The sequence below is a fragment of the Deltaproteobacteria bacterium genome (genome assembly GCA_019309545.1).
Taxonomy (GTDB): domain Bacteria; phylum Desulfobacterota; class Desulfobaccia; order Desulfobaccales; family Desulfobaccaceae; genus Desulfobacca_B.
On record JAFDGA010000012.1, the window covers coordinates 1 to 20,292 of the forward strand.

The window sequence follows — 20,292 nt, forward strand, 5'->3', positions numbered from 1 at the left end:
GTGGCCCCCAGAATGGCCCCCAGGTGGAGTCCCATGGTCAATAAGATATTGCCTCCGTCCTGAACCCCCAGATTGCCGGGAATAAAAAAGGCCAGCGAGGTGATCAGAATCGCCAGGGCATCAAGACACAGGGCGGTCACTAAGCTGAGCGGTTGGCCTATTAAATAAAAAATGAGATATACCTCTAGGCCATGGCAGAGCCAGCCCAGCAGGAAAAATCCCAGGGCCAGATAAAACTTCCGGCGATGATGCTGGTAAAAGGCTGTCATCTGGGCGTCGAGGCGGCACAGGGCTGCTTCTTGGTCCTGTAAAATCCGGGGCACAAATCTGATTTTCTGGCATAACTTCATACCCATCTGGCATAGTCCATGTTTCTGTCCTAAGACAAAGATCAATCCGGCCAGTCCCAAACCCAGAGCGGCCAGGATAAGCAACAATAGCCAGTGGGACGGCAACATAAACAGAAAAGGGGCCAGGGCCAGACCCAAAAGTATATAAGCCACCAGGCTCAACACCAGAATGCCCTTGCTGATAATTACAGAGGCGGTGGCATTGGTTAAGGATACTCCCCTTTTTTGCAACATCATGGCCTTCAAAGGCTCACCTCCGAGGCTGGCCGTGGGGGTGAGGACATTGATGGCCTCTCCGGCCAGACGGTTAAAAAACAGATGCCAAAGGGTGACTGCCTCTGGAGGGGAGTCAATGGTCAAGCGCCAGGAAATGGCGTCCAGCAGATTGACCAGTAAATAGGGCAGGAGAATCAGGGGCCAATACCATCCCACCAGCCGCAGATGTCGCCCGATGGCGTCCCAGCCCACGGCTTGGAGCATCCAGAACAGTAGGAGGGTGGATAGGACCACCAGTATGATTTTAAACTTGGCCATGCCGTTGCCGTTTAAACAGGAACAGAGCGAAGACATTGGTGCCCACCGCAATGCCGATAAAAAGATAATCCAGACAGTTAATCAGAGCACCCAACAGGATAATATAGAAAAAGTCCCGACTGACTGCCTCCTCCAGGAATTTGCCGGCCTTTTTGAGCTTTGAGGGGCACAGGCGAGCCCCGAGGGGCGAATGGGCCGGATCCCAATGCCGGACCTCCGGGATATCTAACAACCACCAACAGGCCAGATAACCCAGGGTCAGCAACAGACCCAAGCCCAGGAACAGAGGATGTCCCGAAGCCCGATATTGGCCCACCGCAATTCCCCAAAAAATAATCAGATTTAGGATGGTGTCGCCATAAAGATCGAGTCTGGCCCCAAGCCCCGATTCCTGAAACTTCAGTCGGGCCACCATACCATCCAGGCAATCCAGCACCATGACCAGAGGCAGCAATAGGCCAGCAGCCAGGGAGGCTTCATAAGTGCCGACGGCAAATCCCAGGGACGCCACCAGACCAAGCAACAGACTGGCCGCCGTGATCTGATTCGGAGTCACCGAGGAGGCCAGCACCCAGGGCAAAAGTTTCCGGGCCATGGTCCGATTCAAGGTAGTTTCCAGGCGACCATCACCTAAAGGGGAGCCATCGGCCGCAGCGATTAGACGGGCCGTGGCTTCGGCCCGGTCCCGATCATGATGGATAGCAGAAATATAAACCGGATCGCTGACCACTCCTAACACCCGATTTTCCCTAACCTGCTGGGATAGATAGGCGAAAAGTGGAGTTTCGGGGTCCGATAAGAACGAATCTAATGGCTTTTTATGGCCTTGCTGCCAATGTTGCCAATTCTGCCAGGCGGTGGGGGAAAACAGCACCAAACCAGCAGCTTGGAGCCCGTTGGCTGAGTCCGAGAAACCAAGTGAAGTCACCAGGCCATCCTTCAGTATGACAGGATATGAGATCCGCTTTGCCCTTTCTTGATCTTTATTCCCTTGGGCGGGGTCAGGTGATTCCATCAACCCCAGTGCCAGCTTTCCCGGCGGCACCGGGTAATTAACCAATCTGGCTAAAAATCGCGGATCAGCCAGGATATTGGCCAGGACCGCCAAGCGGGGATTATCCTTAGTCCCGTTCAGAGTCTGGGCCCATAAAGTCTCCCAATCGGAAATAACCTTAATATTTTCAGTTAATTTTAGGACTTGCGATAAGTGCCGCTCCAGGTCGGGTTGGGCGGCAGGCGGCACCATAATGGTTACCGAGGTGATGCCGGCCCGCCAGAGGCCAAAGAGTTCCCGCTGCAGCAGTGGTACACCGGCTACCGGGGCAAACAGATAGGAGGGTAGGCAGTTAAGTTTTTCCTCCGGCATCAGGATAACGGCTTCCTCAACCATAGGCAGTCCTTTAAATAACTTTGATTTGCAACTCTTCCAGCACTTCCCGGAGGGCCGCTAAGAACTCCTTGATATCTTCAGGATTGATCGCCCCCATATTAGCCAGGCGAAAGGTTCGGTCATTCTTTAACTTCCCTGGATAAATAGTAAATCCACGTTGATAAAGGGCGTCATGCAGTCGGCCAAAATGGTAATGGGGATCATCCGGCTCCAGGACGGTAGTAAGCAGAGGGGACTGCTGCGCCTCGGGGAGCAATGTTTTAAATCCGAGCTGATGGAGGCCGGCAACCAGGGTCTGCCAATTCTGGCGATAGCGCCTGAAGCGGTTCTCCGCCCCTTCCGCCAGGTACTCGCGGATGGCCTGGGCCAGGGCATAGACCACTTGCACCGGCGGCGTAAAGCGCATCTGGCCATTGGCCTCAAAATGGCGCCATTGCTGATAAAGATTGAGATAATAGGACCGACCCGGCAGCTCACCACTTTGTTCCAATGCCTCGCGGCGGCAAATCACCCAGCTCAGACCGGCCATACCCTGGAGGCATTTATTCGAGGTGCATAACAGATAATCAATGTGCTGCTGCCGAACATCAACCGGTACTCCGCCCAGACTGGAGATGGCGTCAACAATCAGGCTCAGGCCCCGGTCTTGGGCCAGCGCGGCGATCTCAGGAAGAGGATTTAGCATTCCGGTGCTGGTCTCATGGTGCACCAAGGCCAGGTGGCTGATTTCCGGGTTGGATTGAATTGTTTGATCGATAAGTTCGAGGTCTGGCCATGCCCCCCAGGCAAAATTGATCTCCACCAAGGGCAATTGGTAGCAACGGGCAATTTCAGCCAGGCGGGCCCCATACGCCCCGTTGTTGATCACGGCCACACCTCGATTTGGGGGGATCACCGAATTGAGCACCGCATCCATGGCCGCGGTGCCGGAACCAGCCAATAATACACAAGTATGGAAGTCGACATCGCCTCCAGCGATCTGGACCAGGTCTTGGCGCACCTGGCGCATCACCTCGACGAATTCCTGTTCTCGGGGGCAGATGTCAGGGACTACCAAGGCGGCTTTGACCGTATCAGTGGTGGTCGCCGGACCCGGATTCAACAGAATTTTGCGCGCTACGGATATCAACGGGGTCTCCAGTGGTTAATTTTTACGCCGCGGGCTTTAGGCTCCTCACACCTTCACGGTATCACCTCTTTGCTAGTCCAGCAATCTTACAGACTTTGGTTAACCGGACCAGGATGCCCTTGAGGTTAATTGTTGTTGAATGGCGGGCCAGACAAGCTCGCGGGCCCGGATGACATCCTCGGGGAAATCAATCTCCAACCAACTCAAATCGCCGATATTTTGCACCCAGATACGCTGATGCTGTGCCAGGGCTTGGGACAGCTCCTCATGTTCGGCCTGTTGGTTTGCTTGTACCAGTTCGGCCATCAGCTCTAAGGCCAGAGGCACCTCAGGGGCGGCGATCTTGACAATCCCCAACGCCTCTCCGGCCAGTGTCCCCTCAGTTTTAAGGTTTTTGCCAATGGCGTTGACTTGGCCCTGGTGGTGATAGACCTTGACCTCCTCGCCGCTATCCTCTGTTAAGGGACCTACCAATAGGCAACTTTTATCCGGCTGGGCCTCCAGACCAGCCAGGATCTGGGGATTAAACAACAGATCCGCATCCATGAAGACAAAGGCCTCCTTAAGATATGCCCGCGCCAGCCATAATGAATACAGGCTACCGGAATCGGCAAACCGCTCATTATAAACCAAATATATTCTTTGCCCGTCCCGGTGGTGGTTTACCGCGGCCTCCATTAACGGCCGCTGATGGCCGACAACGAGCACCACTTCGGTCAGGCCGTACTGGCGTAAGGCGTGTAACATGTGCCCTAGCAAGGGGCGGCCGCCGATGTCAATCAAGGCCTTGGGTAAGCTATCGGTCAACGGGGCCAAACGTCGGCCCACTCCCGCGCTTAAGATTACAGTAATCATGCCGCGGCCTCCGGCGGTCGGCTGACAAAGGCCATAAAGCGTTCTTTCAGCTGGACCGGGGACAGTCGGGGGCGCTCCAGGTCGGTCGCTGCTCCCGAAGCCACTTTGACTAAATAAAAATGTGGACCGGGATAAGCCAGGGCATATTGCAATTGCTCCCTTAAGTCCTGGCTGGCCTCCACCCGCCGGGCGGTGGCATACCCGGCTTCTCGAGCTACGCCCTCCAAAGGGATGGTGCTGGAAACGGTGGCCTGCCCCCCGGTGGAATCATAAGATTCGTTGTCCAGCACCAGATGAATTAAATTTCGGGGCCGATAGTGGCCAATAGTGGCCACATTACCCAGCTTCATCAGACAGGCGCCATCACCATCGACAATCACTACCCGGCGCTCGGGTTGAGCCAGGGCCAGTCCCAGGCCCAAGGCACTGGCACAACCCATGGAGCCTACCATATAGAAGTTGTGCGTCCTGTCGCTAAGGGCACAGAGTTCCCGGGAAATCTTGCCGGTGGTGGCCACTACTGCGGCCTGGCCCCCCAAGACTTCCATGAGCAGATCAATTGCTTCCCGACGTAATAGAGGATAGCGCCCCGGAGATTTAGATTCGATTCCGGGAGATATGGTTCCCCGGGTTACAATCAGGGCTACCGGCGAGGAGTGAGACACCATCTCCCGGTGGAGATGTTCGACTTTGGCCTGGTCGGCCTGAGGGTCGCCACTTAAAACCTCTGACGGAAGCCCCAGCAGTGACAACAAAGACGGGGTAATCTGTCCCATCAACTGGTGTTGGGGAGCATCCGGACGGCCCGGCTCCCCCCGCCAGGAAACCATCAGCAGACAGGGCAGCCGGTAAATGAGCTGCAGTGAGGTTAGAGGATTGACGGCATTCCCCAACCCCGAGTTTTGCATCAAAATGACCGGTCGGTAATCTGCCAAAGTCCAGCCAGCGGCAATACCCATGGCCTCGCCTTCGCTGGTGGCGGCAATATAGGTTAAAGTGGAGTCAGCTTGCAGATGGCTGATAAGCGGTTTCAGGATGGAACAGGGAACCCCGATATAAGGGCCCCAGCCCAGATCGCTAAGCAATTTTAATAATTTATCAACTGTCCACATTGCTGGTGTCTTTGCCTGGTTCCATCAGGAAACTGGCTTTCTAAGGAGCTGAGCCGGTCTTTGTCTTGCCCTAAAGTTCCTGAATCTGACGGGCGGCAGTTGGAGAACAGACGACAGGCCTGACGATAATCCGCAAAAGTCTGGATTTCCATCCAACCGGAATTGACCTCCATCAGGATCACTGGAAAGCCGCGATCGATCATCTCTTGCAGCAGATCAGTAAAAGAAGCCCGGAGGAAAGTAGGGGCCTCGTGAAAAGGGCGGTTATTATAAAGCGAAGCGCAGTCATCATAGACTGCTTTCAAGGCGCGCCCGCCGGCGGCAGAAATTTTGGCAATACCAATGAATTCGTAATCGGCCTCATCCGCAGCAATACTTTGCTGGCCAATGCGTACCGCCTGATTATGATTATGCTCCAGTAGACGGCGCTTGCCCTGGTAGGGTTTCTGTTGGGCCACCACCAGATCCAGGTTCTTGGTGGCTGGTGAAAAATTGGCAAAAGAATCATCGACTACCAGAACCAGATCCCCAGGATGGGCCAGCAGCCTCTGGATAATGCCAGGTTCAAACAATATATCCGAATAAATTATCAGGTTCTGGGGGGCAAAATAGTCGCGGGCGGTCATGATGGAATGCAAGATATGACTTTGATTAAATTCCGCATTGAAGATGGTTGTAATACCCTCCAAATTGATCAGGTCGCCCTTGTAGCCGGTCACCACCACAATATTATTCAGACCAAGCTGGCGCAGACTCTCCACATTGCGTTTCAAGAGCGGCTTCCCGTTCAGATCCAACATGGCCACCGGCCGTTCTTCCAATAGCTGGTTTAGGGTATCATCACTCTGAGTATGACCGGCAGCGGGAATGATCACCGCATAATCATCGTCGATGTGGCGCAGATATTTCTTTTGGTCTTCCCGAAAGCGGGTCATCTGTTGTAGATCAAAGATACGGCTTAAAGGAGTCAGCTCAGGCTCTACAGCCTGTAAGGAGCCAGCCTGCTTTAGGGTCTGAAACACCTTGGTCATGGCCCGAACCGCGGCCCGGATGCCAGCGTTGGCGTAGATCACCATCTTAATCCCCCAGGCGGCCAATTCCTCAATGGTCACTTGTGGATAACTGGTAGGTACCACAATAACCGGAAGGGGCCTGCCCCAACCGGCCATGAAGGCCTGGATTTCTCTAGGATTGTTAACCTTGGAGTGAATCAGGATGGCATCAGCTCCGGCCTCAGCATAAGCCTCAGCCCGTCGCCAGGCTTCTTCCAGGTCAAAGCCAGCAATCAAGGCCTCGGTGCGGGCGATAACCATAAAGTCCGATGAGCACTGGGCATTTTTGGCTGCCAGAATCTTGCCGACAAACTCAGCCACTGGGGCCAGTTCCTGGTTAATGGTAATAAAACTGTTCATTTTGGGAAAACACTTATCTTCCAGACAGATGGCGGCGATGCCAGCCGCTTCATATTTCTTGACCAGGCGGATGACATTGCTGGAGTTGCCGTAACCAGTATCGCAATCAGCAATGACCGGCAAAGAGGTCGTTTCGTTGATATTACGAGCGGCTTCCAGATATTCGGTCATGGTCAAGATATTGGCATCGGGAACTCCGTACGAGGCCGAGATTTCCAAACCACTGGCCCAGATAGCCTCGAATCCCGCGGCTTCTACCAATCGCGCCCCTAAGCCATTATGGGCTCCGGCCACCTGGATAATACCTGGCTGAGCAAATAGATATCGCAGGGCCTGAGCTTTCTGGTTCATCTCCAATCTCCCTAAAAATATTATAAAAACCCGCTGAATAGGTTCATGACCAATGGATGCTTTCCTCAAGCCGAAAGCGAATGATCTTTGCGACTATTTTGAAAATACAATAAATTTACTCCCATTATAGACAATCTTTATCGCTTTCTGGCAGGATATACAACCATTTTTTCTGTTCGGGGCGACTTTGTGACAGGATAAGATCTGTAATATTCTAAATATTATCTAATTTTCTTCTAATCCTGAGTCCGGCCCGGGGATCCTGACGCCGCATCAGTAGGACTAAAGGAATGAGCAGGGCAAAAATAATGGTCAACAGCCAGTAATCGTCGCAGAAGGCCAACATATTGGCCTGGCGCAGCACCTCTTGATATAAGGCGGCCAGCCACTGGCGGTCTAATAACCCGGTTTCAACCCCTCCCGAGGTGCCGAACCATTCCTGCACCCTGGCCGCCCATTGCTGGAAATTGATGGAGGTGGGGTTAATGTGCTCCACTAGTCGAGACTGGTGAAACTGGCTGCGCCGGGACAGCAGGGTAACCACGGTGGCAATGCCGAAACTGCCTCCCAGATTGCGCAGCAGATTGAACATGCCGGTGGCATTACCCATGCGTTCCTGGGAGATTTTGGACATGGTAACCGTCGTCAGACTGACAAAGGTCATCCCCAAGCCAAAGCCCTGAATAAAGCGTGGCAGCATGGCATGCCAGAAATCAAGCTGAAGATTATAATTAGACATCATGTACATGGCCACACCATTGATTACCAGCCCCAGGCCAATCAGAATCCGGTTGTCCACCATAGTGGTTAAGCGTCCCACCACCGGCATGATCAGCAAAGAGCCCAAGCCCCCGGGAGCCAGCGCCATACCGGCCAGGGTGGCGTCATAACCCATCAGGGTCTGAAGATACAACGGTAAGAGGACAATGCTGCCATAGAGGGCAAAACCGAAGAAAAACATAATGGTGACGCCCAAGGCATAGGTTTTTTCCTTGAACAGACGTAGATCAACCACTGGCTCACGGGTCTTAAGCTCCCAGTAGATCAGCACTGCCAGGGCAACTATTGCAGTAATCGACAACCGGACGATAAATGCCGACGAGAACCAGTCTTCCCGTTCGCCTTTATCCAGCACGATCTGGAGCGCCCCGAGGCCGACACAGAGAAGGCCCAGGCCGAAATAATCGATCCGTCCGGCCCGCTGAGTTCGGATATACGGCGGGTCAAAGATAAAGAAAAAGGTCATGATCAGTGAGAAAATCCCGATCGGCAGGTTAATGTAAAACACCCAGCGCCAGCTATAATTGTCAGTGATCCAACCTCCCAACACCGGGCCGACAATGGGGGCGATCACTACCCCGATCCCCCAGAGGGCCATGGCCATGCCTCGCTCCCGGGGCGGGAAGGTTTCCAGCAAGATGGCCTGGGAAATAGGCTGTAAGGCCCCACCGCCAATGCCCTGAAAAATGCGGAATAAAATGAGGAAGCCCAGGTTGGGGGCGGCGCCGCACATAACCGAGGTGCCGGTAAAAAGAGCCAGGCAAAGGAGTAAAAAGCGCTTGCGGCCAAACAGGGCGGCCAACCAGCCGGTAATGGGCAGCACGATGGCATTAGAGACCAGATAGGAGGTCAATACCCAGGTCGCTTCATCGACACTGGCGGACAGGCTGCCGGCCATATGGGGCAGGGCCACATTCACCACCGTGGTGTCGACGATTTCCATGAAGGTGCCGGCCATCACCGCGATGGTAATCAGCCACTTATTAACTTGGCGGCTGGGACTCTGATTATCCGTCTCTGGTGCAGCCGGTTCTCCGGTCATCGGTGGTCCTTTAGGCTTCCAATCACTGGACAATCAGGACATCGCAGGGAGCCTCATGGCTGATCCGATCCGAAACACTCCCCAAGAAATATGATTCGGTTAAGCCGCGACCGCGGCGGCCGACAATGATCAGGTCAAATCTTCCTTCCCGAGCCAGCCGCAGTACTTCGTGTGCTGGATTACCTACCTTCATTTCCCTCGCAGCTGTAATTCCCTGTTTCAACAGAAAGATCAGATCTGCCTCCAAGATCCTCTCACTGGCACGCTGGAGCGCGGCCCAAGGCTCCGACCCCATACCGATGCTACTGCCCAGGGCTAGCAAATAAGATGTGGGTAAACGAAGAACCGTAACCAGCGTTACTTGACCTTGGGTATAGCGGGCCAGACAAGCCGCCCGCTCCACGGCTCGCCGGGCGTGCTCCGAGCCGTCGGTGGCCACCAAGATTTTGCGGTACATGGGTCCCTTCCTATCGGGCCGATAATTTCGGTAATTTCCCTAATTTTTGTAACTGGCGATTAAGGAGCCTCGGGCCGGTCCGATCCCGAGTATCAATGGTGGCAATGACCGACATGCCGATGCGTAAGGGCCGATCTTTGGGTATCGGCGGGACCAAGGTAATTTTAACCGGAATGCGCTGAACCACTTTGACCCAGTTGCCGGTGGCATTTTCGGCCGGCAACAGCGAGAACACCGCTCCCGTACCGGCCATGATGGAGTCAACCCGGCCCCGAAAGGTAACTCCCGGATAGGTGTCTACTTCAATTTCCGCTGGTTGCCCCAGGTGGACATGGGTAAGCTGGGTCTCTTTATAATTGGCCTCAATCCACACCTCCTCATATTCTAGCGGCACTAACATCATCAGAGCCTGGCCGGGATTGACCCAGTTGCCCGGTTCGACATTCTTCTTGGTTACGTACCCTTCAAAGGGAGCCGTGATGGTGGTATATTGGAGGTTAAGTCGGGCCTGTTGCAGCTTGGCCTGCGCTTCTTTCACCGCGGGTTGTTCTTCCTTGGGGATTTTGACAGAGCCGCCAATGGCGGCTAAGGCCTGACGGTATTCTTCTTTCGCCGCGGCCAGTTCGGCCCGGGTCACTTTATAGTTGGTCTGGGTGCGATCCAGCGTTTCTTTGGAGATGGTCCGGCGCTGATACAGATTTTGGTAACGGTTCTGGTCCGTCGTAGCTTTACCAAAATTGGCTTGGGCCTTGGCGATGTGGGCCTGGGCCGCGGCCACGGCAATATATTTCTGGGCTACTTCGTCACGAATCCGTTCCAAAGCTGCCTGGCTTTGCTGCACCGCCACTTCAAAATCGGTGGGGTCCAACCTGACCAGGGTTTGACCCTGGCTTACAAACCAATTATCCGAGACCAGAACTTCCGCCACCCGACCGGAGACTCTGGGAGAAATGACTGCCAGATGGCCGGACACATAGGCATTGTCGGTCCACACATAGATCCGACTATACCACCAGTAGGCCACCCCCCCCCCGACCGCTAAGAGCAAGATCACTACCAGGATTACGATCTTCTTGGTCTTGCCGCCGGTTTTTTTACTGGTCGGTTCTTTTTCTACCATGTTTTTGGCCGTTAGCGGTCAAGTCATCGTTGGCCGCCAAACCATTAATGCGCCCCATAGCCCGTAACATCTGGGCCTTGGCTATCTGATGGTCAAAAATGGCATTAAAATAATTAACCCTGGCACGAGTCAGCAAGGTCTGAGCGTCAATCACGTCGGTAGCTGTGCCTACTTGTTCCTTATAGCGTTCCTGGTTGAGACGCAGGTTTTCCTCGCCCTGGGCCACGGCATCTTTGGTTACCCCAATGCGCTCGGCGGTCTCCTTGAGGGCCAGGTAAGCGGTTTGTACCTCCAATTTCACCTGTTCAGCCAGATCCTGCCTCTGGACCAGCAGTTGCTGCAGTCGCTGGTGGGCCTGAGCTACCTGGGCGCGGGTATCCAGTCCGGAGAACAGATTCCATTGCAATCCCAAGATGGCAAAATATTGACTATCATGGACAGTCAGATCATTTTGCTCATAGATATGGCCGGCCTGGGCAAAAAGCCGGGGGTAATAACCCGCCCGAGCCTTGGTCACCCCTTTTTCCCCTTGCAATACCCGGCGATTGGCAGCTTTGAGATCACTGCGCTGTCCCAGGGCCAGTTCGGTGGCTTCCTGCTGATTCCAGGTCGGCAGAGTTATGCCGCTCTCTTCCTGAAGCCGGGTAGGATGATCTACCGGCAGATCCAAAAGTTTATTGAACGCGGCCCGAGTATTAACCACCGTATTTTGGGCGCGGATCAATTGTTGCCGGGCATCGGCCAAAGCCACCTGGGCCTGAAGAACATCATTGAAGGTGACTAACCCGAATTCATAGAGATCCTGGGCCACCTTGAGGTGCTCCTGAAGCTGCACCACTTCTTGTCGGGCTACGATTACCAGCTTTTCAGCCCTCAGTACTTGGAAATAGAGCTGGGCCACCTGGAAAAAGATTTCATCCCGGGTATTGCCGGTGTTCAACCGGGCGATTTCCTCTCCTAGTACTGACTGGCGATAACGCGAACCCGTTGCCCCGAAATCATAGATGGTCTGATCAACGGTTATCCGATTAGACCAGAAGTTTCGGTCGGTCATGGAAAAGGTAAAGGTGCCGCCGGGGCCGCCGATCTCCATACCCCGAAATTTAACCGGATCATCGTAAAAGGTATGGGTCGTCCGGGCATCGACTTTAGGTAAATACCCGGAACGGGCCCGCACCACCTCCTGCCCGGCGATCAGTTGCTCCAGCCGGCTGACCTTCAGACTGGCATTTTTCTTCCAGGCCAGGTTGAGCGCCTCTTCCAGATTTAGTGGTGACCGCGGCAATTCGGTCTCTGCGGCCCGGACCGAACCGGCCAGAGCAATCAGTACCGAACAGACCAGGGCCAACATGCATTGATAAGACTGACTCATTTCGGCCTCTGGTGGCCAGACTCTGGCTTCTCCAGGGTTGGGGCCAGACCCTGCAGGACCAGATTGGAGAGCAAGGGCAAAGACTCCAGCAGTGACTGGGAGGAAGGCTCGACCATCTTATGGATCGCCAGCGCCCGGGTCATACCGCGCAGCACATAGGCTACCTTACGAGGCTCTTGGGAAATAAAATCTCCGGTCTGCATTCCTTCCGCCAGCACCGCAGCAATAGCCGCCACAAAGTCCTGGTCGAGATCAATGACGGTAGTGGTGCCGTCGGCCGGGCGCGGCAGCAGACAGGGAAATTCACTGACGTAAACCCGAAAAAACGCCTGCTCGGCTTCCAGGTTTTCCAACATAACTTTAAGAATTTGGTGAATTTTTTCCCGCGGCGGTCTGAAGCTCGCTCGGATCTCTTGTACTTGGGCGACCAAATTCTTCATGATACTGAAAATTACTGCCTGAAAGAGATCATCCTTACTCTTGAAATAGAGGTAAATAGTCCCTTTGGCGATCTGCGCGGCCTCGGCAATTTCATCCATGGTGGTGGCGGCAAAACCTTTGGCAGCAATCACCTGTTTGGCCGCGGCGATGATGGCCACTGTTCGAAATTCTCCCAAGACCTGTTTTTTAGAGGCATTTTTGGGAAACTTCATGTTTTAGCGATAAGTAAAGTGGATATTTAGTCAATAAAATGACCTTTCAGTCATTACCACAACTATTCTTTGCCTGTCAACCGAAAATTAGAAGTACTTGACAGCAATGACGGTATATTAGAAATATATATAATTCAGACAAGTTAAGGATGATTGCGCCTTATTCTCTGGTTTAAGCCAAGAGGAGAAACCCTTTCGATGAAACTAAGCATTGTGGTCCCGGTCTATAATGAGCAGAATACCTTAGAAGAGATTATGCGGCGCATCCAGGCAACCCCCTACGATAAAGAGATCATCGTGGTGGACGATGCCTCCACCGATAATTCTCGGGAGATTCTGGACCGGCTGGCTCAGACCTCTAATAACCTGAAAATATTTTATCATCAACGGAATCAGGGTAAAGGCGCGGCGCTGCGCACCGGCTTTGCTCAAGTAAGCGGGGACGTGGTGATAATTCAAGACGCCGACCTGGAGTATAACCCCAGTGATTACCCGGTGTTGCTGGAGCCGATTGAAAAGGGTTTAGCCGACGTGGTGTTTGGCAGCCGGCTGATCGGGGCCGCTCCCCACCGGGTGTTATTTTTCTGGCATTATCTGGGTAACCGAGTGGTTACCACCCTCTCCAATATGTTCACCAATCTCAATCTGAGTGACATGGAGACCGGTTACAAGGCCTTCAAGGCGGAGATCATCAAGGACATCCAGATCAAGTCCAACCGTTTCGGGGTGGAACCAGAGTTGACCGCCAAGGTCGCCAAAAAACGCTGCCGGATTTACGAGGTGCCGATCTCTTATGACGGCCGGGATTACGACCACGGCAAAAAGATTACCTGGCGGGATGGCATCGCGGCGTTGTTCCATATCATTAGGTTTCGCTGGTGGGATTAGTCATGCGCCGAAACTATGGTAGCCGCGGCGGGTGGGCGGTTATTACAATTTTGGCTCTCTGGCTGGCGCAGATCGGCTGGCTGGGGTGGCGGTTCGCTCCGGAGGGCCGGGATCTAGTCCAGCGCCTGCTGGCCGGACAGGTCGGCGCTGCCGTTCGTCAACAAGAGCCTTTTTTTCAAGGGCTAACCGAAATTCAGGAGATTATTCCAGCTTCCGCCACGTATGTTTTTTTAGACAAATATGAGGCCGGGAAGGAAAATGAGGTCCGCTACCTGCTTTATCCTCGCCGTCATGTGCTGTTGCCACCGCATATCACCCCGACGCCGCTGTTTAATCGCCTGATCCGGGAACAGGCCGCTTATCTGATTGTGCGCGGTGATATGCCACCAGCGGCCCAATATTATCTGAACAATCCCAGCCATCCGGGCTTTCAGTCTTTGCTGGAAACCAGCGCCGGGGCCGTTTATCGGGTCCGATCCCAACTGCTGGTCAGGGGCTACTATGATTGAGGGCCTGTTGACCCTGCTGTGGCTGGGTCTGGGGTTGGCCTCGATTGAGTCGGTGGGCTATGGCCTGCTGGTAGTCTTGCTTCCCACCCAGTCCGGCTTTACCAGCCTGGAGCGGTTCTCCCTGGGCTTCGGCCTGGGGGGTCTGGCCCTGACGCTGTGGATGTTGGTCCTGACTTTCTTCAGGATTCCCTTTGGCCTCGGTTGGGTGCTGGGACCCTGGGTAATGGGGCTTGCCCCCACTCTGTTTTTAACCCCTCGGCGGTTGCTCTGGAAACATGATCTTCGCCAGCTCTGGTCTGGGGTCCGGAAGCTCCTTACCCTGGGCTACGGGGCTGGCTGGACCGGTATCGACCGGGCTTTACTGGCACTGCTCATGTTCACTTTTGGCTTTGCCCTGCTCCGGGCCTTGCTTTACCCCATGTGGGCCTGGGATGCGGTGACCATCTGGGGGCTCAAGGCCAAGGCCTTTTACTCAAGCCGGGCTATCGATTTAACCGGATTTGAGGCCCATAATTATTACCCCAACCTGGTGCCTCTGGCAATGGCCTATCTTTATTTCTGGCTGGGTGGGATAATCGATCATCTGGTCAAGGCCTTATTCCCCTTCTGGGGGGGGTGCCTTATATTGATATTTTACAGTTTTTTGCGGCGCTTAAGGGTCGAGCGCCGGGAAGCTCTGCTCGCTACCGCCTTCCTGGTGTTAAACGGCCCCACCCTGATCACTCACCTGTTTATTGCCTATGCCGACCTGGCCCTGGCTTACTATACCTTTATAGCCGCTGGTCTGCTTTTCCTCTGGCTCAAAGAAGAGACCCCCAAGGGGAGTATGATTCTGGTGGGCATTTTTAGCGGCGGAATGTTATGGTGTAAGTATGAGGGGGGGCCCTTGGTATTAATCAACTTCCTCGCGGCGGTGATCACCCTGCTCTGGCTGCGGCCATTGGCCCAGGGAAAAAAATTCGCCTCCCTGGCCGGAGCAGGGTTGCTATCCCTGTTATTTTACCTTCCCTGGCGCTATTTTTGCCTGACGCAGCAAATGCATGTGGGGGCCGGCCATCTGGGCGGGTTCTTCCCGACCCAACTCTGGCAAGCCGTCGTTTACCTGTCGAAGTCACTGGTCTGGCCTCCCTATTTTGGATTATTCTGGCCGGTAGTAATGTTAACCTTAGTCTGGTCGGGCCGGACTGCTCTCTGCTCGCCGGCCATGTTTCTGGGTCTGGTAACTCTGGGAAACCTAGCCGCCATTGTCCTCGCTTACACCGTAGTCCCGGCCTCCGCCGCGGAATTTCCTTGGTATATGCGGGCTACCATTGATCGCCTGTTGCTGCACATTGCCCCGACCTCAGGTCTGCTGTTGGCTGCTCCTTTGGCCTCCGGGGGAGTAAAGATTCCAGAAACTTTTAATTTTCTCCAGAGAGGTTCCCGAAAACAAGCCCTGAAAGGAAAATGATTTTTGTTGTTTAAGGCTATGACTTATAACATCCATGGCGGTTTTGGCAAAGGCCAGCGGAAGATGCAATTCCTGGTAGGAATATTGAGCAGCGTTGGTCCCCAGGTGATCTGCTTACAGGAAGTCAAACAGGGGCCCACCCGCTTCGGCTGGGAGAATCAAGGGGAATGGCTCGGCAAAAACCTGGGCTTCTGGTGGGCTTTTGCCCCGGTCCGCTACCATACCGGGGGAGTCCTGGGGAATGCGGTGCTCTCGGTCTGGCCGATTCGCCAGACCCGGTATCATGATCTGACCATTTTGCGCCGCGCCCCTCGCGGCTGCCTGGAGGTAGAAATTGCTACTCCTGGGGGGCCGTTGCGGGTATTCAACGTCCACTTGGGCCATTTATCGCGCGAGCGGGCCGCTCAGATGCGCCGTCTGCTGGCCCGCCTTTACGCCCCGGGCGGAGATAAGGCTCTCCCTATCCTGGTGGCTGGAGACTTTAACTCTTTGCCCCAGAGCTATGTATCCCATTACCTCCGCAAACATCTGGCCGATGTCTGGCATCAGGTCGGGCATGGGCGGGGTGGGACTTTTAGCACCCGCCTGCCGCTGTTGCGGATTGATTATATCTACGTCAACCAGAAACTGGCACCTCGAGCCGCCCAGGTAGTGCGCCCGAAAAGAGGCCGCCAAATCTCCGACCATTTTCCCCTACTGGCAGAATTTGACTGGAATATTTCCTGAGGTACCTAGAGGCGACCCGGCAAGTTGCTTAAATTGCGTAACCTTTCCACGAGGTAAAGATGCCTATGCTGACCCCGCAAAAAATCGCCATTGATTGCATTTTCCACTCCCCCTGCATTGAACTCAATTATTATGATCAAGGTGCTGGCGAACCGCTCATCTTCATTCACGGCCTGGGCGGCAGTGCTACCAACTGGCGTTTCCAGATGGAGGAGCTTTCTCCCCATTGCCGGACTATCGCCATGGATTTGCGTAGTCATGGGCAGTCAGGCTACCGGCCTGAGAAATCTATCACCATCCGGACTTTTGCCGATGATATCATCGCTCTGATGACAAAGCTCGGCCTTGAACAGGCCCATTTCTGCGGTCTGTCGATGGGGGGGATGATTGCCTTGGAGCTTTATCTCCGCTACCCGGGCCAGGTAAAATCCTTAATTCTGGCCGATACCACCGCATTTTTCCCTGATTCGCAGCGGCTGGGGGAATTCCTGCAACTTCTGGATAGTATGTCGATGCGCGATTGGGCTCAGCTATTCAGCTTTCTAATCCTGCGGCGGGAAGCCCCGGCGGCGCTCCGCCAGGAACTGATCGACATAACTGCGGCTACCCGGCGGGGTCCCTACCGGCAAGGACTCATTGCCACCTTTAGCAGTGATTATCGCTGGCTGTTGCCTTTAATCGACGTCAGGACTCTGATATTGGTGGGAGCCGAAGATCAGGCCACTCCCATCGGCTTGGCCAAATATTTACAGGCCCAGATTCCAAATGCGGTCCTCCACCTCATCCCCCAGTCGGCCCATTGTACTAACTTGGAAAACCCGACCGAGTTCAACCGGCATCTGCTGGCCCATTTGGATAATTGGGTAAAATAAAGGTTAATTTGAGGGGAGGACCGGGGGACCGTTCCTTGGCCCCCTCTCCCGATAGCTGTTGCTTCTGACCTCATTCATTTATTTTCTGGCCTGAGTGGTAATGTCGTCTTAGGGCTTATAATACATCAGGCCGCGGGCAAAGGGCGCCACGGCTTCTTCCAGGCAGCGTTGCGCAGTATCCGGGAGCGGGTGGAAATCGCGCCTTGCGGCGGCAAGTTCCAGCACCTAGGGAACGGAATCGGCCCCGATGACCACCAGGCTGACCGGCTGACTCAAGGCATAGGTCACCAAGTGGCGCAACTCCGCTACCTGGAGTTGGGGCAACAATCCCCGGCAAAGCACTTACATCCCCACCACTCTCAAGCCGCGGGCCGCGGCCTCGCCGGCCAGAGGCAGAAAGCTGAGGTATTGCGGTTCGGCCGGGTTAATTGGCAGCAGGACGGTGTCGAACTCATAAAGTTCCAAAGCCCGGCGCAGCACTGCCGGGTCATGGTGGCCGGTTACCCCAATAAACCGCACCTGGCCCCGCTCCTGGCCATAGGTGCGCAATACCCCTTCTCCGCCCAGGCCCAAGAGTGTTACCTGCGCTCCGGTCTGTCCCAATGGGCGAATGGCAAAGGTCATCGGCGGCTCCCTTCTGGATCGACTTGACAGGCTTGATTGCCCTGTTATTCTAATAAAGAGAGGATATCGCTGTCCATGTCAAAGGCTGAGACCTTATCCCCGGCGTTGGCCGCGGCTTTACCCCAGATTCCGACCAGTTGCGGGGTTTATCTGTTCAAAGATAAATCCGGGCGCGTGCTTTATGTCGGTAAAGCAGTAAACCTCAAGCATCGCCTCAGCTCCTACTTAAAGGCTCGGGGCCAGCCTGATCCCAAGACCGCGCTGATGCTGCAGAAAATGGCTCAGGTCGATTTCCTGCTTACCCCTACTGAGGTTGAGGCCCTGATCCTGGAGCGCAATCTCATCAAAGAACACCGGCCCCGGTTCAACGTGGTGCTGCGAGATGATAAAAATTATTTGTGTATCCGCCTGGACCTTCGGGAACCCTTCCCGCGCCTGGCTCTGGTGCGGCGTTTTGCTACCGATGGGGCCTGTTATTTCGGCCCTTTTGTGTCCGCGGTGGCCATCCGGGAAATCCTACGGATCATGAAACGGGCTTTTCGACTGCGGACCTGCAAGGATAAAGGCATCCCCAAAAGATCCCGCCCCTGCCTGAATTATCAGTTAGGGCGCTGTCTGGCCCCTTGTGTGGGCCTGGTTTCTGAAGCAGAATACCGCCAGGCAGTTCAGGAAGCCCTCTGGTTTCTGCAGGGTCAGAACAAAAAATTGCGGCGGCAGTTGCGGGCCCAGATGGAGGCCGCGGCCGCGCACCTGAATTTTGAGCAGGCGGCAATACACCGCGATCGACTGGCCGCCATCAACCGCCTCCTGGAACGGCAGAGCATTGCCACTTCCAGCTTCAAAGATCAAGATGTGCTGGGTCTGGCCCGAGAAGGCGATCAGTTTTTGGTGCTGCTGTTGTTCGTGCGAGGGGGCATGGTTACCGGCAGCCTAACTTATGATTTTACCCAGCCGGGCACTGATGATGCCCAATTGCTGGAGGCGTTTCTCAAACAATATTACACGCCGGGGCGGCCGGTACCGGAGGAGATCTTGCTGCCCTTGCCGCTAAAAGACCAGCAGGTGTTGGGGAAATTATTAAGAGAACAGCAGCGCTCCCCGATTCGCATCCTGGCTGCCCGCAAAGGCCATCGCAGCCGCCTCTTAAGCCTGGCCGCAGACAATGCCCGGGCCGCTCTGAAGGCGCGTCTCGAAGCCGGGGTCAGGGCCAATCCCTTGGTGGAACTACAGCAACGCCTTCAATTGCCGCGACTGCCTCAGCGTTTGGAAGGTCTGGATATTTCCACCCTGCAGGGCAGCCAGCCGGTGGGAGCGTTGGTAACCTTTAGGGACGGACAGCCGGACAAGTCAGGCTACCGCCGGTTTCGCATCCGACAGGTAGAGGGTCAGAATGATTTCGCCATGCTGGCCGAAGTGGTGCACCGTCATTATGGCCGGGCCGGCCAGCAACTGCCGGACCTGCTGGTCATCGACGGTGGCCGGGGGCAATTGGCGGTAGTGGTCAAGACCCTGGAAGATTTGGGGTTGGCGGCCGAGATTCCGGTGGTCGGGTTGGCCAAGGCTGGCATCAGCCCTAGCGGCAAAGTGGTCCGGGATCGACTCTACCTCCCCGGACGCAAAAATCCGCTGTTCCTACCTCCGGGCTCTCCCGGTCAACTGCTGCTGATGCATTTGCGTGATGAAGCACACCGTTTTGCCATCAGCTACCACCGTCAGCAGTCCCGTCAGGAAGCTTTGCGATCAGCCCTGTCCCAGATCCCGGGAATCGGACCGCAACGGCAAAAGAGTCTCTTAAGCCGGTTCTCGGACCTGACCGCCCTGCAACAGGCCAGCCTGGACGAGTTGCTGGCGGTCCCGGGACTGACTCGCCCAGCCGCTCAAGCTCTTCTGGACTATTTCAATAGGGAGAAGCAGGAGGCGCCTGGGCCTCAATCTGTTCCTGTGTAAGGCCAAAACGGCGATTCCGCTGTTGGTAGGCCAATAACGCCTGCAAAAACTCCGTCCGTCGAAAATCCGGCCACAAGGTATCAGTAAAATAGAGTTCGGTATAGGCCAATTGCCAGAGCAGGAAATTGCTCAGGCGAAATTCGCCGCTGGTCCGGATAAGCAGATCCGGGTCGGGGAAGTCCGAGGTGTAAAGGTAGGTTGAAAAGCGTTCGGAGGTCAGTTCGGCAACCGTTACCCGACCACTTTGCACATCTTGGCAGGCAGCTTGGACGGCCTGGACAATCTCGGACCGTCCCCCATAACTCAGAGCCAGAGTTAGGGTCATTTCCTGATTGGCCGCAGTAGCCGAGACTATGGCGGCAACCTCCTCCTGGACATCCAGGGGCAAGTGGCGGATATTGCCAATCACCTGAAAGGCAATGCCGTTTTCCAACATCTCTGGGAGTTCCTGGCGCAGGTATTGCTTGAGAAGGATCATCAGGGCCTGGACTTCGGAGCGGGGCCGTTGCCAGTTCTCTTCCGAGAAGGCGTACAGGGTGAGATAACGGATGCCCACTTCTCGGGCCGTCCGGACTACCTCCCGGGCCGACTCGGCTCCGGTATGATGGCCGCGCAGGCGCGACAAGCCCTGCTGCTTGGCCCACCGGCCATTGCCATCCATAATAATGGCCACATGTTGTGGCAGTCGGCTCAGGTCTAATTGCTGCAGCAGTTCAGAC

Annotated in this window: 19 protein-coding genes; 6 read left to right on the forward strand and 13 right to left on the reverse strand. The window is 54.9% G+C overall.

Annotated elements, in window-relative coordinates:
* From JRG72_05000 to JRG72_05050, 11 genes are all read right to left on the reverse strand, one after another.
* On the reverse strand, window positions 1-884 hold an 884-nt coding region (locus JRG72_05000; GenBank protein MBW2134575.1), incomplete at its 3' end, for a flippase-like domain-containing protein.
* Window positions 871-2,274 carry a CDP-alcohol phosphatidyltransferase family protein gene (locus JRG72_05005; GenBank protein ID MBW2134576.1) on the reverse strand — a complete coding sequence of 468 codons (1,404 nt, stop codon included), beginning with the start codon at window positions 2,272-2,274 and terminating at the stop codon, window positions 871-873. The genes JRG72_05000 and JRG72_05005, both read right to left, overlap by 14 nt.
* 10 nt (window positions 2,275-2,284) lie before the next feature.
* Window positions 2,285-3,403: a 2-aminoethylphosphonate--pyruvate transaminase gene (locus tag JRG72_05010; GenBank protein ID MBW2134577.1), complete on the reverse strand. Its 1,119-nt coding sequence runs from the start codon at window positions 3,401-3,403 to the stop codon at window positions 2,285-2,287.
* Window positions 3,404-3,502: 99 nt separating this feature from the next.
* Window positions 3,503-4,258 (reverse strand): phosphocholine cytidylyltransferase family protein, encoded by a 756-nt coding sequence (locus JRG72_05015; GenBank protein ID MBW2134578.1) that lies wholly within the window; start codon window positions 4,256-4,258, stop codon window positions 3,503-3,505.
* Window positions 4,255-5,370 carry a phosphonopyruvate decarboxylase gene (gene aepY, locus JRG72_05020; protein MBW2134579.1) on the reverse strand — a complete coding sequence of 372 codons (1,116 nt, stop codon included), beginning with the start codon at window positions 5,368-5,370 and terminating at the stop codon, window positions 4,255-4,257. Before aepY ends, JRG72_05015 begins: the two co-directional genes overlap by 4 nt.
* Window positions 5,346-7,133 (reverse strand): isocitrate lyase/phosphoenolpyruvate mutase family protein, encoded by a 1,788-nt coding sequence (locus JRG72_05025; protein ID MBW2134580.1) that lies wholly within the window; start codon window positions 7,131-7,133, stop codon window positions 5,346-5,348. Before JRG72_05025 ends, aepY begins: the two co-directional genes overlap by 25 nt.
* Before the next feature lie 214 nt (window positions 7,134-7,347).
* The gene (locus JRG72_05030; protein ID MBW2134581.1) at window positions 7,348-8,955 is read right to left on the reverse strand and encodes a DHA2 family efflux MFS transporter permease subunit; all 1,608 of its coding nucleotides are present in this window, start codon (window positions 8,953-8,955) and stop codon (window positions 7,348-7,350) included.
* Between the two features lie 22 nt (window positions 8,956-8,977).
* Entirely contained in the window at window positions 8,978-9,412 is a 435-nt protein-coding gene (locus JRG72_05035) for a universal stress protein (GenBank protein MBW2134582.1), read from the reverse strand.
* A 10-nt stretch (window positions 9,413-9,422) separates the two neighbouring features.
* Complete coding sequence (locus tag JRG72_05040; protein ID MBW2134583.1) at window positions 9,423-10,532, reverse strand: HlyD family secretion protein; 1,110 nt, start codon at window positions 10,530-10,532, stop codon at window positions 9,423-9,425.
* Window positions 10,507-11,904, reverse strand: a complete 1,398-nt coding sequence (locus JRG72_05045) for a TolC family protein (GenBank protein ID MBW2134584.1) — start codon at window positions 11,902-11,904, stop codon at window positions 10,507-10,509. Before JRG72_05045 ends, JRG72_05040 begins: the two co-directional genes overlap by 26 nt.
* The gene (locus JRG72_05050) at window positions 11,901-12,557 is read right to left on the reverse strand and encodes a TetR/AcrR family transcriptional regulator (GenBank protein ID MBW2134585.1); all 657 of its coding nucleotides are present in this window, start codon (window positions 12,555-12,557) and stop codon (window positions 11,901-11,903) included. Before JRG72_05050 ends, JRG72_05045 begins: the two co-directional genes overlap by 4 nt.
* A gap of 198 nt (window positions 12,558-12,755) precedes the next feature.
* On the opposite strand from JRG72_05050, the gene JRG72_05055 reads away from it, so the two are divergent.
* Genes JRG72_05055 through JRG72_05075 form a run of 5 tightly spaced genes read left to right on the forward strand, consistent with a single transcriptional unit; the run spans window position 12,756 to window position 17,002 of the window.
* The gene (locus JRG72_05055) at window positions 12,756-13,445 is read left to right on the forward strand and encodes a glycosyltransferase family 2 protein (GenBank protein MBW2134586.1); all 690 of its coding nucleotides are present in this window, start codon (window positions 12,756-12,758) and stop codon (window positions 13,443-13,445) included.
* A 2-nt stretch (window positions 13,446-13,447) separates the two neighbouring features.
* Window positions 13,448-13,954, forward strand: coding sequence for a hypothetical protein (locus JRG72_05060; protein ID MBW2134587.1), 507 nt, complete (start codon window positions 13,448-13,450; stop codon window positions 13,952-13,954).
* On the forward strand, window positions 13,947-15,404 hold the full coding sequence (locus tag JRG72_05065) for a hypothetical protein (protein ID MBW2134588.1): 1,458 nt from the start codon (window positions 13,947-13,949) through the stop codon (window positions 15,402-15,404). The genes JRG72_05060 and JRG72_05065 overlap by 8 nt, the downstream gene beginning before the upstream one ends.
* Window positions 15,405-15,407: 3 nt before the next feature.
* Entirely contained in the window at window positions 15,408-16,130 is a 723-nt protein-coding gene (locus JRG72_05070; protein ID MBW2134589.1) for an endonuclease/exonuclease/phosphatase family protein, read from the forward strand.
* A gap of 59 nt (window positions 16,131-16,189) precedes the next feature.
* Entirely contained in the window at window positions 16,190-17,002 is an 813-nt protein-coding gene (locus tag JRG72_05075; protein MBW2134590.1) for an alpha/beta hydrolase, read from the forward strand.
* 342 nt (window positions 17,003-17,344) lie between these two features.
* On the opposite strand, the gene JRG72_05080 is transcribed toward JRG72_05075, so the two are convergent.
* On the reverse strand, window positions 17,345-17,626 hold the full coding sequence (locus JRG72_05080) for a hypothetical protein (protein MBW2134591.1): 282 nt from the start codon (window positions 17,624-17,626) through the stop codon (window positions 17,345-17,347).
* A 75-nt stretch (window positions 17,627-17,701) separates the two neighbouring features.
* Here JRG72_05080 and uvrC point away from each other — a divergent pair, with 75 nt between their 5' ends.
* Complete coding sequence (uvrC, locus tag JRG72_05085; GenBank protein MBW2134592.1) at window positions 17,702-19,573, forward strand: excinuclease ABC subunit UvrC; 1,872 nt, start codon at window positions 17,702-17,704, stop codon at window positions 19,571-19,573.
* Here uvrC and JRG72_05090 read toward each other — a convergent pair.
* On the reverse strand, window positions 19,524-20,282 hold the full coding sequence (locus JRG72_05090; protein ID MBW2134593.1) for an isoprenyl transferase: 759 nt from the start codon (window positions 20,280-20,282) through the stop codon (window positions 19,524-19,526). The genes uvrC and JRG72_05090 overlap by 50 nt on opposite strands.
* Window positions 20,283-20,292: the final 10 nt, after the last annotated feature.

Excerpts from the sequence above, each read along its gene's own strand:
- JRG72_05045 (MBW2134584.1), bottom strand. The coding sequence starts at position 11,904 with ATGAGTCAGTCTTATCAATGCATGTTGGCCCTGGTCTGTTCGGTACTG.
- JRG72_05005 (MBW2134576.1), bottom strand. The coding sequence starts at position 2,274 with ATGGTTGAGGAAGCCGTTATCCTGATGCCGGAGGAAAAACTTAACTGC.
- aepY (MBW2134579.1), bottom strand. The coding sequence starts at position 5,370 with ATGTGGACAGTTGATAAATTATTAAAATTGCTTAGCGATCTGGGCTGG.
- JRG72_05060 (MBW2134587.1), top strand. The coding sequence starts at position 13,448 with ATGCGCCGAAACTATGGTAGCCGCGGCGGGTGGGCGGTTATTACAATT.
- uvrC (MBW2134592.1), top strand. The coding sequence starts at position 17,702 with ATGTCAAAGGCTGAGACCTTATCCCCGGCGTTGGCCGCGGCTTTACCC.
- JRG72_05025 (MBW2134580.1), bottom strand. The coding sequence starts at position 7,133 with ATGAACCAGAAAGCTCAGGCCCTGCGATATCTATTTGCTCAGCCAGGT.
- JRG72_05050 (MBW2134585.1), bottom strand. The coding sequence starts at position 12,557 with ATGAAGTTTCCCAAAAATGCCTCTAAAAAACAGGTCTTGGGAGAATTT.
- JRG72_05030 (MBW2134581.1), bottom strand. The coding sequence starts at position 8,955 with ATGACCGGAGAACCGGCTGCACCAGAGACGGATAATCAGAGTCCCAGC.
- JRG72_05040 (MBW2134583.1), bottom strand. The coding sequence starts at position 10,532 with ATGGTAGAAAAAGAACCGACCAGTAAAAAAACCGGCGGCAAGACCAAG.
- JRG72_05075 (MBW2134590.1), top strand. The coding sequence starts at position 16,190 with ATGCCTATGCTGACCCCGCAAAAAATCGCCATTGATTGCATTTTCCAC.
- JRG72_05015 (MBW2134578.1), bottom strand. The coding sequence starts at position 4,258 with ATGATTACTGTAATCTTAAGCGCGGGAGTGGGCCGACGTTTGGCCCCG.
- JRG72_05080 (MBW2134591.1), bottom strand. The coding sequence starts at position 17,626 with ATGACCTTTGCCATTCGCCCATTGGGACAGACCGGAGCGCAGGTAACA.
- JRG72_05055 (MBW2134586.1), top strand. The coding sequence starts at position 12,756 with ATGAAACTAAGCATTGTGGTCCCGGTCTATAATGAGCAGAATACCTTA.
- JRG72_05065 (MBW2134588.1), top strand. The coding sequence starts at position 13,947 with ATGATTGAGGGCCTGTTGACCCTGCTGTGGCTGGGTCTGGGGTTGGCC.
- JRG72_05035 (MBW2134582.1), bottom strand. The coding sequence starts at position 9,412 with ATGTACCGCAAAATCTTGGTGGCCACCGACGGCTCGGAGCACGCCCGG.